The following is a 19,964-nucleotide window of genomic DNA, read 5'->3' on the forward strand; positions in this document are numbered from 1 at the left end:
ATAATGCCGGTTAATTTTGTTAAAAATTTTTCTAATGAAAATGATCATATATTTCGGTCTTTATAATCTGCGCTTTTAAAATGTATCCTGAACTCAGTGCAGCCTGCTGTAACAATTTCTATTATTCCGTCAAGCTGTTTTACCAGGGTATTTACAAGCTTTAAACCGAATGAAGCTGAATTTTCAATATCAGGTTTTTGCTTCATACCTATTCCGTCATCTCTTATCAACAACCAGTATTCTTTGTTATACTCATCGTATGCAGCATTTATATAAACATTTCCTTTGCGGCCGTCAGGGAAAGCGTGTTTAAGCGAATTTGAAACTATCTCATTTATTATTAAGCCGGCAGGAATAGCATTATCAATTGACATGATCATTCGGCTTACATCAGTTTTTATCTTCACCCTGTCTTCAAGAATACCGTATGAGTGCTGTAAATGAGTAGTAACAGTTTCAATATATTCTTTAAAATCAATGTGAGCAAGGTCCTTAGTCTGGTACAACTTCTGGTGAATTAAGGACATAGATTGAACCCTGTTCTGGCTTTCTCTGAAAAGCTGTTTTATTTTATCATCTTTCACATACCCCGCCTGCAGCTTAAGCAAGCTGGTAACTATTTGCAGGTTATTTTTTACCCTGTGATGAATTTCCTTTAAAAGGATATCCTTTTCTACAAGTGAGCGTTTCAAAGCTTCTTCAGATTTTTTCTTTTCAGAAACATCCCGCTGAACACCCCATATACTTGTCAAAAGCCCGTTTTCAATTACTCCGGATATATTTATAACAAAATATTTTTCCCTGCCCTCGGGATCGAATTCTGTTACTTCATCTTCTATAACGCTGTAATCATTCATAACGAATTTCATTATTCTGGATGATTCATCAGGATTCTGGAATTTTAAGCTTGAAGTACTTTTCCCGATAATTTTTTCCGGATCGTCTTCATCATACATTTTGGAAAAAACACTGTTGCATTCTGCTATATATACATGTTTCCGAATAAGCTCTACCTGTTCATCAACTGCCAGATCTACCGAAACCGGCTTTTTGAATTCAAGCCTGAAAATCCCTTCAGAGCTGTGTTCAACAAAATTGCGGTATTTAATTTCTGAAAGCCTGATCTTTTCCTGGTTCTTTTTGCTTTCAGTAATATCTGTAGCAATACCAAGCACTGCTTTTTTTCCGTTAAACTCAATAATTCTGGCACTGTAATTAAGCCATTTTTCCTCTTTGTTTTTTGCAATGATCTTCATTTCATAATTATCCGGAACATATTCTCCTTTAAGCCTCTTTTCACCCCGTTCTCTTGCTGTTGATTTAAATTCTTCATGAACCAGGTCCCAGAAGTTTTTCTTCAGTATTTCTTCTGTCTTATATCCGGTTATTACTTCAGAATACGGGTTTGCATAAACAAATTTTTCATCCTGGAATATCACAACCTGGGCAGGCATTGATTCTGCAACAGCGCGGAATTTTTCTTCACTAAGCTTTATTAACTCATCAGATATCCTTCTGTCTGTCATATCCCTTTGAATACCAAGATATCCTGTAAAATAATTACTGCTGTTGTAAAGACAGTAATAGTCGCCTTCTATAAACACTTTAGAACCATCGGGTTTTTTGAAGTATTCTTTAACATGAGAGTGTCCCTCATCAAGAAATAACTTCCATCTTTTTCGCGCAGCCTCTGTATCGGTTCCATAATAAGTGGATGTATTCAGCTTAAGCACCTCTTCAAGCCGTATCCCGAACTGTTCTGCAAGCGGTTGATTTGCGCGGATTATCCTTACATTTTTAATAATGTGTTCAAGCTCTGCTTCAGTGCTTTTTTTTCTGTTCCATTTAACTGGGGGGTCAATTTTTGCAATAAATATGCCGTCAAGTGACTGCTGGAAAAAAGCATCCAGATATTGTTTTGATTCAGTTAGAACTTCCTCTGATTCTTTTTGTTTATTTATATTAAGATAAACCTGGTTTACGGCTTCTATTGAACCATCTGCTGATCTGTCGGCATAGTGATAACTATCAAGCCAGATGATCTGACCGTTTTTATTCATGATCCTGTAAACAAGGTTCTTTAGTCCCCTGCTTCCATCTTTTATCCAACCGGTATATTCTTTCATTACACGCTCACGGTCATCTGCGTGGATCATTTTTTTATATTCCTGGTCAGTTAAGGCATTAAACTCTTCCAGTGTATAACCTGATTGTTTTATGAATTCGTCATTAACAAATTCATATTTATTTGACTTTATGAGAAGTCTCGTAAATGAAAGGGGTGAATTCTGTATCAGGTTTCGGTATTTAAGCTCACTTTCATACAGCGCTTTTTCAATATCAGTACCTTCAGAAACATCATTGAATACAGCAAGCACCTCATTTTCAGAATACTTTATAAACCGAGTTTCATATTTAATTTTTAAGTCACCGGATCTAACAATGTGCTCTATTGAATGATCTTTTCCTGTCAATAAAGTATCTTCAATTAAGTGTGAAAATTTGTTACCGGTTTTGCCATGAAACACTTTTTTAATATCACTATTCAAAAAATGGCTGACCGGAAATTTTTCTTCAAAAGATTTTTGATTAATAGCTGTAATAATACCTTCGGAATCAATTATAAGTGCAGTTGAACCAATGGAATTAAACAGTACTTCGTTATACTGTTTAGTAACTGCCAGCTGGTTTTCTGTTTCCCTGAGTTTTTTTTCAGCATCAAATCTGAATAATGCCATCCTAAGACAGGAATTTAGGTCACGGTCATTTAGTGGTTTAAGAAGAAATCCGTATGGGTTAGTGGATTTTGATCTTTCTATTGTTTCATCATCAAAATGAGCAGTAAGATATACTACGGGAAGTTTTTTTCTGATATTTAACAGCCGGGCGGTCTCAATACCGTCAAGCTCACCTTTTAGTGTAATATCCATTAATATAATATCAGGGTCTGCTGAATCGATTACTTTTAAAACTTCTTCACCACGGTCTTTAATGCCCACAATTTCATAGTTCAGCTTTTCCAGTGTACGCTTAATATCAAGCGCTGTAATAGCTTCATCTTCAACAATAAATACTTTTGCGATCGGCATAACCTTAATTGAATTGTGGTATGATAAACAGTGATGACCAGTACACTGTTGAAACAAAATTAACTACAATTTTGAATAAAAAAACCCATTAATTTTGTATTTTTAATATATTTACGGTATAAACTGTAAAAAACAATAAAAAAACCCGCCAAAATTGACGGGTTTTTATGGAGCTGGCGAAGGGACTTGAACCCCCGACCTGCGCATTACAAGTGCGCTGCTCTACCAGCTGAGCTACGCCAGCAATTAAAACAGAATACAAACATAAAAATTTAATCAAAAATCTTCAATACTTAAAAAATTACATACTTTTCTCTAGTTCCAGGTATTTTTTTAGGCTCAAAAGTGCTTTAGCACGGTGTGAAATCCGGCTTTTTACTTCATTTGATAACTCTCCAAAAGTATTTGAATACCCGGAAGGGATAAACAATGGATCATATCCAAATCCATTATTTCCTTTTATTGAAAAATCAATTCTTCCCTCACATACTCCGTCAAAAAATCGTGAATTTTCTCCATCATATAAACACAGCACACACCTGAAACGGGCTGTCCTTCTGTCTTCCGGAGAATTACCAAGCTCAGCAAGCAGTTTTTCATTGTTACTGTTATCATTGGCGTTGATTCCGCTGTAACGGGCAGAATATATGCCGGGTTTACCGTCAAGAAGATCAACTTCAAGACCGGAGTCATCTGCAAGAACCGGGATCTTTACAATTTCATAAACAGCTTTAGCTTTAAGGAGTGCATTATCTTCAAAGGAATCACCTGTTTCTTCAATATCATGGATCTCATGGGAATCAAGCATTGAAAATACTTCTATGCCGAATCCTGTAAGGTATGACCTGATCTCCGAGATCTTTCCTTTATTTTTTGAAGCAATAAATATCTTCTTCATAAATTGTTTCATACAAATGATTCCTTATACTGAAGCTGGTACAGTTTTGAATATATGCCGCCCAGTTCCAGTAATTGCTGGTGCGTACCGGTTTCTCTTATTTCACCTTTATGCATTACAATAATTTTATCACATTTCTGAATAGTTGAAAGCCTGTGCGCAATAATAATAGAAGTCCTTCCTTCCATAAGCTTATCTATGGCTCGCTGGATAAGAATTTCAGAATGGGTATCAACGCTTGATGTAGCTTCATCAAGAATAAGTATCCTGGGATCATAAGCCAGTGCTCGTGCGAAGGTAATAAGCTGCCTTTCACCCTGCGAAAGAGTAACTCCCCGTTCTTTCACATTCTGCCCGTAACCCAGGGGTAGTTTGTTAATGAAGTTATCTATCCCAATAGCTGCTGCAGCAGTTTTTATCTTTTCTTCAGGAATTTTGTTATTATTTAAGCTTATATTATTCGATATTGAATCTGAAAAGAGAAAAATATCCTGTACAACCAGCCCGATATTTTTACGAAGTTCCTCCTGCCTTAAATCTTTTATATTGATACCATCAACAGTAATTTCACCTTTTTGTGAATCGTAAAAACGGCATATCAGATTCATTATTGATGATTTTCCTGCACCTGTAGCTCCAACAAAGGCAACTTTTTCTCCCCTGTTAATTGTAAATGATATATCTTTCAGAACATAATCTTCCTTAACATAAGCAAACCATACTTTTTTAAATTCAATAATACCTTTGTACTCTGCAAGCTCAAGCGGGTGCTTAGGGTCACTGATAACCGCTTTGCGGTCAAGAAGCCTGAAAATCCTTTCACTGCTTGCCATTGCGGTCTGCATTATATTATATTTTTCCGAAAGATCCCTTATTGGCCTGAAGAACATTTCTGAATACTGAATAAAAGATATCAATATACCAATGGTCAAAGCTCCCTGAATAGCTTCACCTCCGCCATACCATATAATTAATGCACCTGATAGAGCGCCAATAAGCTCAACCACCGGGAAAAAAACCGAATAATAGAAAACAGACTTTTTATTAGCCCTTGTATGATCATAGTTTATTTTCTTAAAATCATCCAGTGTCTTTTTTTCTTTGTTAAATATCTTAACTACAAGAATGCCGCTGATGTGTTCCTGTAAAAAAGAGTTCATTTTGGCAAGATAAAATCTGACATCACGGAAAGCAGTCCGCACTTTACGGCGGAAAATAACCGTGGCATAAATTAAAGGAATAACAACCGAAAGAGCAATAAGTGTCAATTGCCAGCTTAAGCTGAACATAAAGAAAAGAATACCGCCTATAATAAAAATATCAGCAAAAACCATTACGATACCGCTTGAGAACATTTCGTTCAGAACCTCAATATCATTGGTAAGTCGAGTAACCAGCCTGCCAACCGGATTCTTATCAAAAAAGGACATAGAAAATTTCTGAATATGTTCAAACAGCTCCATTCTCAGATCATAAATGGTTTTTTGCCCTATCCATTGCGTTAAATAGGTCATGGTATATTGAAGTATCCCCTGGAAGATCAATGTACCCAGCAGTATTAACACTATATTTCTTAAGCCGGCTGAGTTTTTGTTTACAATATATTCATCCACGGCAATTTTTGTCAGGTAAGGCCTGATAGTACTTAACAATGCTACTCCTACAGTTAATACAATTGCCAGGATAACCCATTTTGTATAAGGCTTAAGATACCTGATAAGCCTTTTCATAAGCCGGGCATCATATGCCTTGCCTAAAACTTCTTCCTGTTCGTTTTCGTCAGGTTCAGCAGTATTTTTATTTTGTTCTTCAGCCAATTAATTTATTCTAGATCCTTTAATTCATCTTCAAGAAGCTGTTTCATATAAATATCAGCATAAATTCCGTCTTTTTTCACAAGGACATCATGTGTTCCTTCTTCGGCAATTGTACCTTCTTTTAGTACTATTATCCGGTCTGAATTTTTCAATGTTGATATCCTGTGGCTTATCAGTATAGTTGTCCTGTTCTTCATAACATTCTTCAAGCCATTTAGTATTTCTTCTTCAGTATAAGTATCAACTGCTGAAAAAGCATCATCAAGAATAAGTATTTCAGGATCCGCAGCAATTGCCCTGGCAATTGATGTTCTTTGTTTCTGACCGCCTGAAAGATTGATCCCTCTTTCACCAAGAATTGTATCAAATCTTTTAGGAAAGTTATCGACATCTTTATATATCTGTGAAATTTTGGCAGCATTTATAACTGAATCTTTATCAAAATTATTTTCAGCGTAAGCAATATTGTTTTCAATGGTATCACTGAAAAGGAAGGTTTCCTGTGGTACATAACCAATTGCTCCGCGCAGGTCTCCAAGCATATAGCTCTTTACATTTTTTCCGTCAACCAAAATTTCACCTTCTTCTACATCAAAGAGCCTGGATATCAAATTAACAAATGTTGTTTTACCTGAACCTGTATGTCCAATTATTCCGATGGTTTCACCGGCATTAAGCTTTACATTAATATTTTTAAGCACATACGGATAATTTTCATGATACCTGAAACTAACATTTTTAAATTCTATTGCTCCGTTGATTTTATTCTCGCTCCCATTAAATGCATCTGCTGATGGATCATCAATAAAAGGCTTACTATTGAATACTTCCACCAGCCTCTTCATTGATGCTTCCGCCCTTTGTGTGAGATTAATTATCCAGCCTAATGATATAATAGGCCATGTTAATAGTCCGAGATATATAATAAAAGCAGTCAATTGACCGATAGTTAAAGTACCTTCAATGATCTTATTTCCGCCAATATAAAGCACTATAATGACAGAAAATCCGGTAAGCAAAAACATAATAGGATAAGAAAATGACTGAACTTTTGCCAGCTCAAGATTTTTTTTCATGTAACTTAACGACATATTCCTGAAACCTTCGGTTTCACTTTCTTCCCTTACATATGCTTTAACTACTTTAATACCTGATAGATTTTCCTGCGCTTTGGTTGTAAGATCAGAGAATTGTTCCTGAACGCGCTCAAATTTGTAATTTATACTTTTTCCTATCCTGTAAACTACATATGAAATTAATGGAATTGGTAATACTGCAATAAGAGTAAGCTCGGTATTGAAAGATAGCATAAGAGTTATTGCCATTGTAAAGTTAATCAGTGTTTCTGCAGTATACATTATTCCCGGACCCAGAAAATTTCTGACTGCAGAAATATCATTGGTTGCAAGTGCCATTATATCTCCCGTTGGGTGAAAGTGGAAATATTGCTGGTCCTGAATAAGTATATGTCCGAAGAAATCATTTCTGAGGTCGTTCTCTATTTCACGGGATACAACAATTATCATCTGGCGGGTTAAATACAGGAAAATTCCGCTTATAACCGCAAAGCCCACTGTCATTAAAGCATAATTAAGAAGTGAAGTACCTTCAGTATGATTTTTTATCTGGTCAATAGCTTTGGAAATTACAAAAGGAATAAGATTGGTAAAAATTGCGCTTAAGGTAATTACAATAAAGCCTATTGCAAGCTTTGCTCTGTATCTTTTTAGATATGGAAAAAGGCGTCTGAGATGTATCATTTATGCAAATTTAGCTTAATTGAAGAATTGTTGCTATACCAAAAATTAAATAAGATGAACACATAAAAAAAGTCCTGCAGAAAAATCCTGCAGGACGATCAATTAACCGGAATATATTTTTCCTATAATATCCCTTTTGAAACAATTTTACAAATATATATTACTTAATTAATACCATTTTTTTAATAATTGAATTATTTTCTGTCAGCATTCTGTAAAAATAAATTCCGCTTGATAAGCCTGAAGCATTAAATTCAGCTTTATAACTGCCTGCTTTTAACCTGTCATTAATTATAGTAGAAACAATTTGTCCCAGAGAGTTACATACATCAATTTTTACCCCTGTTAATTCCGGTACATCAAATTCTATTGTTGTAGACGGGTTAAATGGATTTGGATAATTCTGCCTTAAAGAAAATTGAGAAGGAATCTTATTGGATTCCGGCTCATACCCGGTAATATTATTATCGTAATTATATTTAAATACCCTGTATGAAAAGACACCTGCCGGAAGGTTCATAACAAGAGCTCTGGTTCCATCCGGTTTAACTTCAGTAACAGTAGGATTAACTGATCCCCAGCTTATTAAAGTATTACCGTTTTCAAGTCTTTGGGCAAAGCCCATTGCATTTCCGTAAATCGCAGGAGAATTTTTATACTCCCATACTTTTGTTGCAATGCGGTTAGTTTCATCCAGGATATACTCAACAGCCCTGGATTCAGATGGAGTATGATAATTACCGTTATCAAACATTATTATATTCCCGTTCAGAAGCCTCCTTATACCATGCTGATGAGAAAATCTCCCCGGATCATTGGGGAAGCTGAACTGATTCTGCTTTCCTCCAAGTCTCCAGATAATATTGCCGGTTAACCTGTTTATTTTTGTGATTTCATCTAGATGTCGCGATGAAAGCAAAATATTTCCGTCATTGTCTGCTTCTAATGCATTGCCATGTATATAATCAATTTCAACTGCCAGAAAATCTTCATGAGTTGCATCTGTTATGGGAATATGGTCCCAGCTTCTCCACTGAAATACAACATTTTTATTAACATCAATTTCCTGAATTATTAAACCTGTAACCTGTGCTGCAGGATTCCCGCCCTGGACGATCTGGCTCATATCCACGATCTGTTTATCATAACTCATTAATAATGCATTCCGGTTCGGAAGTACCCGCAATTCATGTATATCTGTCAGGTAACCATTACCGGTATAAAAGCTATCAACACGCACATAGTTAGTATCAAGCTCATAATACTTTCCCCCGTTCCTGCTGAAATATGTAAAATTACCATTAGGCTGACGGTTGAAATCAAATACCTGTGCGCTCATTTGCCTGGAGAAAACAGCGGAAGCATCGTTATTAAGTATTAACAGATGAGGAGTATTTGGTATTTGAACATTGAATACTATATTCGACATCAAAATTTTACCGGGTGAAGGATTATCGGAAAAAATTACATTAATTTGAGGTATATCTTGAGAACCTGTAAATGAAGGTATATTGTTTTCTAGTTTTGAAATTAATTCCGCACTTAATTCATTTTCCAAACCTGTGAAATGAGATTGAATGAGAGGTCTTTCAGTTACGTAAAACGAATATTCAAATGGTTCAATACTTTTCCCGCTTTTATCTTTAATAACAGATGAAAATTTTACTGCTATCTTTTCCCCATCAGCAAACCCGGTTAAGGTTTTAAAGATATATGTACTTTTATCTGCTGATACCACACATGTATAACTATAGTTGTAATTTATACTGCCTGTAATTGTTACTGCGCCGGGTTTTAAAATTGAGCCTGCGTTTAACAGTGCATTCGGACGAATTGCTATTGCAGTATTTTTATTCACATATTTTGCATTTGGAACCGGGTCAAAATAGCTTAAATAGCTTTTACCGGCAGTACCTGAAGCAAAAGTAAAAAAATTAAAGAGAATAATTGCAGTAAAAACTAAAAACGGTTTGGGCATAGTTAACTTTTAAATGTATATTTACAAATGTAAAAGATTGAATAGCTTAATACAATAATTAAATTCCCGGGAAAGTTAATAAATAGGGTTAGTTAAAAATAACAACTATGCCGGGGATACAGTTAATTTGAGTTAACCGTACCCCTAAAATAGTCAATACTTTTTACCTTTTTAAAAATCTTAATTCACAATTGTAGGATAATTCTTACAAAAAAAATTTGAAACCAGTAAATTATTTTACCAAAGCCATTTTTTTGGTTTCTGAATACTTTTCAGTTTCAAGTTTATAAAAATATACACCGCTTGGATAATCTGAAGCATTCCATTCGGCTTCATATGTGCCGTAGTTTAAATTCTGATTTACCAATATATTTACTACCCTGCCTAAAGCATCAAATACAGATAATTTTACGTTACCTTTAACCGGAATACTGAACTTTATTTTTGTAACGGGATTGAATGGATTTGGATAATTTTGAGAAAGCGAATAATTTTCCGGTATACTATTGCCCGTTTGTGTAATACCTGAGAAGTAATAATTGCAGCGGGTAATGCCCCCGTTTGATCTTACGCCAAAACAAATTCCGCTGTTCCTTACATTTGTAAAATGCCTGTAGTTACCAGCAGGTGCTGTATATTCAATTGCCCAAGAAGAACCATACATCCCTCTGTATATACTTGTTGTGTTTCTGGTATACCAGCAATAACCATAAAAATCAACCGGTGCCGGGAACATTACGAAGCCGGAAAAATTTCCTGTACCTAACGATGCTTGCGAAGACCAGTTAGCGCCATAATTTGAACTTCTTATAAGGTTAGTGCCGCCGGCCAAACCTTCGCCACCGCCAAAAAAAATCATTGCTAACGCATATGTATTAACTTCCGGAGCTGTTGATTGGGATATCCAGGTTGAGCCAAAATTAGTTGAATAATATATTCTTGTATTATTTGTTCCAAACCAAATTGAACTATCAAGACCTGTATTAAAGGAATAAGGTGCCTGTGTGCCTATGAAAATTGAATTATTCCATCCTGCTTCAGTACCTGCCTGCGGCAGGTAGCAGCCGGCAGAATCCCAGTTTATACCGCCATTTGAAGTTTTAAAAAGTGACCACCTTCCCCCAGCTGGATCTCCCTGTGCAAATCCGTGCAGCGGCTGATTTCTTTTAAAAACTATACCGTTTATAAAACCACCGGGCTGGGAAAGTACCTGTACCCAGTTTGCACCGGCATTTGATGTGCGCCAGATCCATGTATCACTGCCAACATAACCCGCCGTTATAGCTGTTGACGCATCTATTCCCCAGATGCTTACTAATGAAACAGTATTTGGGATTCCCCCGCCGCTTACATTCAGCCAGTTCGATCCCCCATTAGTAGTTCTAAGGACGGTTCCGCTGTAACCGCAGACCCATATGTTCATTTCTGTTATCGGTGATACCGATGTCAGCTGAACTGTAACACCTGAAGTCTGCTCAACCCAATACTGGGAATAAGCTGAACACGTTAAAACCGAAAAGAAAAAAAATATGTAAATTAATTTTTTCACATTCATTATTTTATTTTATTAGAACCATTTTCTTTGTTTCAGAATAATCTTCAGTTTCCAGCTTATAATAATAAACCCCGCTCGGGTATGCTGAAGCATCCCAGTCAACTTTATATGATCCTGGCTGCAAATCACGATTGAGCAAAATTTCAACTTCCTTGCCAATCACATCGAAAACCGTTAATTTCACAAAACCGAAATCAGCAATACGAAAATCGATATAAGTTAACGGATTGAACGGGTTTGGATAGTTTTGGGAAAGTGAATAATTTTCGGGTACTTCTGAAGATATTTGATTTAAGCCCACTAATGATGTATCGCCATAAACTACGCCATCAATAATACATCCCCGCAGGTGTTCAACATAAAATATATTTCCGCTTTGCGTGTAAAGCTCCATGATACCGAAATTTCTGGCAAAAATTATACCGTTATTTCCCAATCTGAAATTCTTTGTTCTTCTAAATGTTCCAAAAAGTTCCCTTAAATTAGTATCGCTGCAGACTTTATAATTTGCACCGCAGTCATATTTTATTGTATCATTCAGCGCTGCCGAAAGTGAATCTCCCATTCTATCGAAAGGTGACCATTGGCATCCGTTGCTGCTAGAATAGTAATATCGGTTAGCTGTTAAAGAATCAATACGCTGATAATATCCGCCATATGAATAATAAATATGTCCATTGTAAATATTCGTACTTGTTACCTGTCTGCTGAATCTTCCTGACTGCCCGAACTGAGTACTGTAAAAAGAATAAACCCACTTATTTCCGGGCTTAAGGGGGAAATATGATACAGCATCATTAATTTGTGAAATAATATAAACGCTATTTATATTAGCAAAAAATATTAATATTAATATTTTGTTAATTTTCATTTATGATACTCCAATCTAATATATCAGTGAAATATTATTTTAAAGTGATACCTCATTTCACTAAAACCATTTTTCTTGTTTCTGTAAAGAAGCTTTGTTGAGAAGTCACTTCCTGAAGTTTATAATAATACACACCGCTTGGATAGGCTGATGCGTCCCAGTTAGCGATATACGTGCCGGGCTGAAGCTGTTTATTAATTATAACATCTATTTCTCTGCCAATTGCGTCATAAATTGATAATTTTACCAAACCGTAATCTGTTATACTAAATTCGAAATTCGTAACCGGATTGAACGGATTTGGATAATTTTGGGATAAAGAAAATTTTTCAGGTACTTCGCCGCTGGTTTGGTTTACACCTTCCACGAATACATTGAACTTTGTAATACCTCCGTTCGACCTTACCCCATACCCCACAATCGGCCAGCCGGAATTCCTTTCAACCCCGATATGATTATATGAGCCCGCAGGCGCTGTATAATAAACAAACCATTGTCCCGTGCCGAATCCATAATAAATTGAGCTGCTTGCATTCCTTACATACATTACATTTCCTGACCACATAGGAAAACCCGTCATTCCAACGATCAAACCCGATCCAAGAGAACCTATTCCTGTCCAGTTTACCCCGTAATTCGTGCTTTTAAAAATATTATTACCTCCAAAATATCCTGTTGTGTTTCCGTTCGGATCAAACCACAATGCTGTGACATCCGTTTCAGGAGAAGAATTTTGTACCGTCCAGTTTGCTCCGTTATTTGAAGAATAATATATCCTTGTGTTGTTAGTTCCAAACCAAATTCTGGTTTGCGCGTAAGTCATACAATTTGAGTAACCCGCTTCCGTGCCTGCTTGGGGTAACCCTAAACCTGCTGAATCCCAAACAGCACCGTTATTACTTGTTTTCCATATTGACCACCTTCCCCCAACAGGATCACCCATCATAAAACCCGTACTGTCATTTTTTATGCTTACAGCATTTATAAACCCATTAGCCTGGCTGAATACCTGCTGCCAGTTCGCACCTGAATTTGTTGTACGCCATACCCAGGTGTTGGTAGCATTGTATCCTGCTGCTAATACAAGCGAAGGCGTTACGGCAAAAATGTGATTCAAGGTAATATTCACGGGAATACCGCTTCCTGTAACATTAAGCCAATTGACGCCGCCATTTGATGTCCTAAGTACTGTACCGTTATCACCGCATATCCAGGCATTGTTAAGATCAAAAACTGATACACAATTCAGACTTACCGTTACACCTGAATTCTGTTCAAACATTTGCGCAAAAGTAAGTTGTGAAGATATGATCAAGATGATCAAAAGTAAAATTTTCTTCATTATTTATTCTTTTATTTAATTAATACCATTTTTTTAGTTTCTGTAAAGACGTCCCGCTGGGACGTCTCGACCTTTAGCTTATAATAATACACGCCGCTCGGATATGCTGAAGCATCCCAATCGGCTTCATATGTGCCTGGCTGTAACTGCTGATTTACAAGGATTGCTGCTTCTTTACCGAGGGCATCGTAAATTGATAAAAGTGTTAACACACCCCGCCCTTCGGGCACCCCTCTCAAGAGGGGAACACTGAATTTTATTTTCGTAACCGGATTAAACGGGTTTGGATAATTTTGAGATAATGAAAATTTTTCAGGAGTTTCTGTACTAAGCACACTTATACCAACAGGAAACGATGTATCACCATACAAAACACCATCAATTATAGATCCCTGCAAAGTATAAGTGCAGCTAGAGCCTGCATAACAACCCATTACAGAACTTACTAAACCAATATATTTAGCGTACCTTCTGAATTTAAAATATGTTGGTACATTCTGACCTACATATTTGGTTCTGTAATTATTTCCGAACATATTTATAATATTAGTATCCTGGCAGGATGTAAAATAACATGAATTACTAGTGAATATATTTGGCAGCATTTTTAAAGAATCAAGTAACATCTCATTTGGATTCCATGTACAGGAACCAGCAGCGGTATTGAAATAAATATTTCCATTAGAACTATCGATCCGGATTCCATTATTTAGTTGAACTAAAAATGGTGAATAAGAATAGAACGAGCAACTACAAGGTGTGCCGTTTAAATCCAGGTTAAAATATTTATGTCCGTTATTTATAATAAATCCTGATACGCTCATTTTAATTTTACCGGAGCCGCTGGAGCCGGAATAATTATATATCCACACATTACCTGTCTTAAGAGGCAGATATTTAACAATACTGGTATCTTGTGCAATAATTACAGAAAAATTAAAAAATAGTATTAAGAGTATTGTTTTCATATTTACTCCTATTTTATTAAAACCATTTTTTTAGAGTCTGTAAAGACGTCCCGCTGGGTTTTCTCGACCTTTAACTTATAATAATAAACACCACTGGGATATGATGATGCGTCCCATTCTGCTTCGTAAATGCCGGGCTGTAACTGCTGATTTACAAGGATTGCTAACTCTTTACCGAGGGCATCATATACAATCAGTCTTGTAGAGATGGCCCCGTGGGTCGTTTCATTTTGCGGTATACTGAATTTAATTTTTGTAACCGGGTTGAATGGGTTTGGATAGTTTTGGGATAAGGAAAATTTTTCAGGAATTTCTGTGCTAACGGGAATTACACCAACAGGAAAAGTTGTATCGCCGTATAATTGGCCGTTAATTATACACCCCTTAAGAACTTCTTCAGTATATGTCATCATTCCCTGGCTTCGTGAATAGACCTTACCTATTCCTCTTGCATAAACATGATATCCATAAGCTTCAAAATAATTTGTCCAGCCGAAGCTTTCAGATATGTAGGTTTGATTTAAAAAATTGTACGTACCGCGTGTGTGTGTGTACCATGAGCCCCCGGTAGAGCCGATGCAATACGTAAAAGCAGAATCATTAACAGGTGTATTCAGACTGTCATTCAAACACTCAGAAGTATCATTACCCGATATATAAAGTGAATAGAAATTTCCTGTTAATGAATCTATTCTTAAAAAACTGTATCCTGATGTGTATTGATTGGTATAAATAATATAAGAATCGATTTTCATTTTATAATACAGGTGATTTCTGATTACCTGGGTACCCGTTATTAATGCTGATATATATCCTGATCCTGGAGTGTAGTTACGATACAGGTTCCATGACCAGCGGTTTCCAACATTTAATGGATAATAGTTAAAGATACTGCTGTCAATTACAGCCTTAATGCTGCTTTCCTGATGCGCATAAATTTCCGGAGATTTGCCATGTAGGGTAAATCCGAGTAAAATGATGACAAGGTATTTCATCACACCTCCTTATTTAGAGTGGTTAAGTAAATATAATCATTAATTTAAAAAATTATCACTCTATATTAGGTCACTGCGGGAACTATTGACTTACAAAACTTATTATATTATTTTAGCACTCACAGTTAGCGAGTGCTAACTAATACCTGACAAACATATTTACATAATAATCAATAATTTAGGAGGATTCTAAAAATGAATTTAAAGCCACTTGGAGACAGGGTTATTGTAAAACCTAAAGCTCCCGAAGAAGTTACAAAAGGCGGTATTATTTTACCTGATACAGCCCAGGAAAAACCTATGGAAGGTGAAGTTGTTGCAATTGGAAACGGCAAATCAGATGATAACGGAAAAAGAATTGCTATGGATCTGAAAGTCGGTGATAAAGTATTATACGGCAAATACAGCGGCACAGAAGTTAAAATAAACGATGAAGAATATTTAATAATGCGCGAAAGCGATGTTTACGCTGTTATAGGTTAATTAACAAAAAAGCAATGTCACCCTGAGCGGAGTCGAAGGGTCATTGCAGAAGACCCTGAAAACTTCTGAAAGTCAGGCAAGTTCAGGGAAACAAAAACTTGAAAATAAGGAGACTAAAATAATATGTCAGCAAAATTAATTCATTTCGATACCGAGGCGAGAAGCGCCTTAAAAAAAGGTGTCGATAAATTGGCAAATGCCGTAAAGGTCACACTTGGACCCAAAGGCAGAAACGTAGTAATAGATAAAAAATTCGGTACACCTACAGTTACAAAAGATGGTGTATCAGTTGCAAAAGAAGTTGAGCTTGAAGATCCCATTGAAAACATGGGCGCACAGATGGTAAAAGAAGTTGCTTCCAAAACCAGCGATGTTGCAGGTGACGGAACCACAACTGCTACCGTTCTTGCTCAGGCTATTTACGCTGAAGGCGTAAAGAATGTAACTGCCGGCGCAAATCCGATGGACCTGAAGCGCGGTATTGATATTGCTGTTGCGAAAATAGTTGATGGCCTGCAGAAATTAAGCAAAAACATCGATAAGACCAGCAAAACTGAAATAGCTCAGGTTGGTTCAATTTCAGCTAATAACGATAAGCTCATAGGTGAACTCATCGCTGACGCTATGATGAAGGTCGGTACAGACGGCGTTATCACTGTTGAAGAAGCTAAAGGTACCGATACCACAGTTGATATCGTTGAAGGTATGCAGTTCGATAGAGGCTACCTTTCACCATACTTCGTTACTGATGCAGATACAATGGAATCAGTTTTAGACGATCCCTATATTTTAATTTATGACAAGAAAATTTCCACAATGAAGGATTTACTGCCAATACTTGAAAAAGTTGCACAGGCAGGAAGAACAATGCTTATCATTGCTGAAGATCTTGAAGGTGAAGCTTTAGCTACACTTGTTGTTAACAAATTACGCGGTACTTTAAAAATTGCCGCTGTTAAAGCTCCCGGATTCGGCGACAGAAGAAAAGCTATGCTTGAAGATATTGCTGTATTAACTGCCGGTACCGTTATCAGCGAAGAAAAAGGCTACAAGCTTGAAAATGCAACCGTTGCATATCTTGGAACAGCTAAGAAGATCGTTATTGATAAAGATAACACTATCATAGTTGAAGGCGCTGGAAAGAAAGAAGATATAAAGAAACGTGTAAATGAAATTAAAGCACAGATCGAAAAAACAACAAGCGATTACGATAAAGAAAAATTACAGGAAAGGCTTGCTAAGCTCTCAGGCGGCGTTGCAGTATTAAAAATAGGCGCAGCTACAGAAGTTGAAATGAAGGAAAAGAAAGCTAGAGTTGAAGACGCTCTGCATGCTACACGCGCAGCTGTTGAAGAAGGAATCGTTCCCGGCGGTGGTGTTGCTCTTATCAGGGTTTCAAGCGGACTCGATAAGCTGAAAGGCGATAATGAAGACCAGAAGATCGGTGTTGATATCATAAGGAAGGCTATTGAAGCTCCTTTAAGACAGATAGTTGAAAACGCAGGCGTTGAAGCTTCTGTTGTTATCAATGAGATAAAGAAGAACAAAGATGACTACGGATTCAATGCACTCACCGAAGAATACCAGAACCTGATTAAAGCAGGAGTTATCGATCCTACCAAGGTTACAAGGGTAGCTTTAGAGAACGCTGCATCAGTAGCTTCTATGTTACTCACCACCGAGGCCGTTATCTGCGAAAAACCTGAAAAGGAAAAAGCAGCTCCTATGATGCCTCCGGGCGGCGGTTATGGTGATATGGGCGGCATGTATTAATTCAATTTAGAAATGATTTACGAATTAAACCCCGGCACTTGCCGGGGTTTTTTATTATAAGACTTCAAAAGTCTTATGATAAATCTTATTCATGTAGGTCGAATCGCTGATTCGACTAAAATACGCGAAACAGCGTTTCGCGTTACAAATACAATCCTATAATCATGTTAATCATGGTTCCGTTTTCTTGGCACATACTCACCGTTTGATTCAATTGCTCTTGCATACTCGCTGTTCCAGCTTTTATAAAAGATGTCACGCGCTCTCTGCGTAAACTTTTCGCTTTCCACAACCAATCCAACATTTCGTGATTCATAAAAATAATCATGGCTCATGTTGCTTGTGCCTATCCATGTGTAACTATCTGCTGTAATGAATTTACAATGCTCTACCCTTGCATACGGAATAAATCCGCCTGAATAGTCAGGTATAGAAGTATATCTCACTTCAAAATTTGGATATTTGATAAGCTCTTTAAAATGCTCAACAGCGGTTTTGCTTAAATTCCAGTCTGATACCAGCAGCTTTACCTTCACACCCCTTTTAGTTGCATTAATCAGAGCGGTATCAACTTCTTCCCAGTAGCCATCTTTTGTTACGGGATTATATGAGAGGAATTGTAAAGTAATTTCATTGGCAGCATAATTTATCATAAATATGATCTCTTCAAGATCTTTATCTCCGTTAATATGGTAAAACTCTTTTGGACTTATTGTTGGTTTTACGTGTATTGAATCTCCATAAATACTTTTTAATATCCTGCAATATGGTTTATTTATAGTATAAATTGGCAGATCCCAGCTTTTGCCGTCATTTATTTCTGAATACTTCCAATCCTCGTTAAATATATCTGAATATATTTTGATAAGATCCCTGTCTCCTGAAATTCTTATACCAAGCTCATGAATATGTTTTAATGCCCGCCAGTCAAAATTTTGCGAGCCAATGAAAACTTCACTGTCATCAACGATAAAGAATTTCGCATGCTGTATTCCCCCGGCAAGCGATTTAAAATCTATTACATGTTTAGTTATGTTTTGTGATTGTTGTTCCAGCCATGTTACATCATCAGGATATGTCCTGAACATTTCACCATCAACTATTATACGGACTATTACTCCCCTATTAGCAGCAGCAACAATTGCATTCAGCACTGTATCAAGCGGCTCGCCTTTTTCATTTGAGATATAGAATTGCTCTATATCAAGGGTTTTTTGGGCGGAGTTTATCATTTCCAGCCATACTTCCTGGGTGTTGCGGATATCGGGATTATCAAGTGTAGTCTCAACGGGAATGCTTTCAACAAGCTCAATATTATTTTCCTGAGAATATAATACTGAGCAAATTAATACTATTGAAAGTACAACTTTTGCGAGTGAAGTATTGAGCCTGCGAAATACGAAGCGAAGCAATCCTATTAATAAAGCGTTATATGGATAAGATTGCTTCCCCAACGGGGTAAACGTCGCTTTGCTCCTCGCAAATAAGTTTATTTTTGCGAGGAATAAATCGAGCTTGCGAGATTTATTCCGAAGCAATCTCATTTGAATAAAATTGTTATTTAATATCATGGGTTCTATCATGCTAAAGATTCCCGCCTTCGCGCCTGCCTGCAGCAGGCAGGGGAATAAAGTCATTACTTCCTTGGATTTGTAGGTCTTACCTCGATCTCGTGCAGAGTCGCATTTTCAGGCAGCGATGCTGCCAAAAGAATGGTTTCGGCTATATCTTCAGCCTGGAGTACTGATTCTTTCCTTGAAGAAAGCGAAGTTTGTGAGTCAGCCCTGAAAAATTCCGTGGCAACGCTTCCCGGGCAAACTGCGCATACGCGGATATTATACTGCCTTACTTCAAGCATCAATGCGCGGCTTAAGCCCATTACTGCATGTTTGGATGCGCAGTAAATTGAGCCTGTTGCAAATCCCTGCTTGCCTGCGACTGATGCAATATTTATAATTGTGCCGGATTGTTCTTTTATCATGTGAGGCAAAAAGCCTTTGGTGATAAGATATAATGAACGTACATTTGTATTGAATACAGAGTCAAAATCTTCAAGTTTGGAATCAACCAGATTATCAAAGATACCGAATCCTGCATTATTAACAAGTATGTCTATTCTGCCATGATTGCCAATAGTTTCCTCAATTACTTTATTTATTGTTTCCTCTTTGGAAATATCACCCGCAATAACGGAAATATTATCTTTGTAACTTTTATTTTCAGCGATTAACAGCTCGAGGTCAGACTTATTCCTGGAAGTTAGCACAACCTTTGCGCCTTCTTTTAAAAACAGCTCCGCTGTTGCTTTGCCAATTCCTTTACCTGCGCCGGTAATTACTGCTATTTTGTTCTGTAGTTTCATGACGTAATTTAATTTACAAATACTTTCGACTAAAGGAAGTGAACAGAAAACTAAAATTTCTTTCAAAATGAAA

General features: G+C 36.8%; 14 protein-coding genes and 1 tRNA gene. 2 read left to right on the plus strand and 13 right to left on the minus strand.

Annotated elements, in window-relative coordinates:
• Positions 1–44 precede the first annotated feature (44 nt).
• From J0M37_15325 to J0M37_15375, 11 genes are all read right to left on the minus strand, one after another.
• Positions 45–3,089, minus strand: coding sequence for a PAS domain S-box protein (locus J0M37_15325; GenBank protein ID MBN8586460.1), 3,045 nt, complete (start codon positions 3,087–3,089; stop codon positions 45–47).
• 168 nt (positions 3,090–3,257) lie between these two features.
• Positions 3,258–3,333 (minus strand) — tRNA-Thr (locus J0M37_15330).
• A gap of 57 nt (positions 3,334–3,390) precedes the next feature.
• Positions 3,391–3,987: an XTP/dITP diphosphatase gene (locus J0M37_15335; GenBank protein ID MBN8586461.1), complete on the minus strand. Its 597-nt coding sequence runs from the start codon at positions 3,985–3,987 to the stop codon at positions 3,391–3,393.
• 8 nt (positions 3,988–3,995) lie between these two features.
• Positions 3,996–5,717 carry an ABC transporter ATP-binding protein gene (locus tag J0M37_15340; protein MBN8586462.1) on the minus strand — a complete coding sequence of 574 codons (1,722 nt, stop codon included), beginning with the start codon at positions 5,715–5,717 and terminating at the stop codon, positions 3,996–3,998.
• Positions 5,718–5,809: 92 nt separating this feature from the next.
• Positions 5,810–7,564: an ABC transporter ATP-binding protein gene (locus J0M37_15345; protein ID MBN8586463.1), complete on the minus strand. Its 1,755-nt coding sequence runs from the start codon at positions 7,562–7,564 to the stop codon at positions 5,810–5,812.
• Between the two features lie 160 nt (positions 7,565–7,724).
• Positions 7,725–9,542, minus strand: coding sequence for an aryl-sulfate sulfotransferase (locus J0M37_15350; GenBank protein ID MBN8586464.1), 1,818 nt, complete (start codon positions 9,540–9,542; stop codon positions 7,725–7,727).
• Between the two features lie 232 nt (positions 9,543–9,774).
• On the minus strand, positions 9,775–11,091 hold the full coding sequence (locus tag J0M37_15355; protein ID MBN8586465.1) for a T9SS type A sorting domain-containing protein: 1,317 nt from the start codon (positions 11,089–11,091) through the stop codon (positions 9,775–9,777).
• 10 nt (positions 11,092–11,101) lie between these two features.
• Positions 11,102–11,968: a T9SS type A sorting domain-containing protein gene (locus tag J0M37_15360; GenBank protein MBN8586466.1), complete on the minus strand. Its 867-nt coding sequence runs from the start codon at positions 11,966–11,968 to the stop codon at positions 11,102–11,104.
• Between the two features lie 52 nt (positions 11,969–12,020).
• A complete protein-coding gene (locus J0M37_15365) occupies positions 12,021–13,310 on the minus strand; it encodes a T9SS type A sorting domain-containing protein (protein ID MBN8586467.1) in 1,290 nt (429 codons plus the stop codon).
• A gap of 11 nt (positions 13,311–13,321) precedes the next feature.
• Positions 13,322–14,278 carry a T9SS type A sorting domain-containing protein gene (locus J0M37_15370; GenBank protein ID MBN8586468.1) on the minus strand — a complete coding sequence of 319 codons (957 nt, stop codon included), beginning with the start codon at positions 14,276–14,278 and terminating at the stop codon, positions 13,322–13,324.
• Between the two features lie 8 nt (positions 14,279–14,286).
• Positions 14,287–15,273, minus strand: coding sequence for a T9SS type A sorting domain-containing protein (locus tag J0M37_15375; protein MBN8586469.1), 987 nt, complete (start codon positions 15,271–15,273; stop codon positions 14,287–14,289).
• Positions 15,274–15,468: 195 nt separating this feature from the next.
• Here J0M37_15375 and groES point away from each other — a divergent pair, with 195 nt between their 5' ends.
• Entirely contained in the window at positions 15,469–15,756 is a 288-nt protein-coding gene (gene groES, locus J0M37_15380) for a co-chaperone GroES (protein ID MBN8586470.1), read from the plus strand.
• A 123-nt stretch (positions 15,757–15,879) separates the two neighbouring features.
• Entirely contained in the window at positions 15,880–17,529 is a 1,650-nt protein-coding gene (gene groL, locus J0M37_15385) for a chaperonin GroEL (GenBank protein MBN8586471.1), read from the plus strand.
• A 167-nt stretch (positions 17,530–17,696) separates the two neighbouring features.
• Here the strand turns inward: groL and J0M37_15390 are convergent, their stop codons facing one another.
• Positions 17,697–18,983 carry a hypothetical protein gene (locus J0M37_15390; protein MBN8586472.1) on the minus strand — a complete coding sequence of 429 codons (1,287 nt, stop codon included), beginning with the start codon at positions 18,981–18,983 and terminating at the stop codon, positions 17,697–17,699.
• A 182-nt stretch (positions 18,984–19,165) separates the two neighbouring features.
• A complete protein-coding gene (locus J0M37_15395; GenBank protein ID MBN8586473.1) occupies positions 19,166–19,891 on the minus strand; it encodes an SDR family oxidoreductase in 726 nt (241 codons plus the stop codon).
• Positions 19,892–19,964 lie beyond the last annotated feature (73 nt).

This window comes from Ignavibacteria bacterium, from assembly GCA_017303675.1.
Lineage (GTDB): Bacteria > Bacteroidota > Ignavibacteria > Tepidaquicellales > OLB5 > OLB5.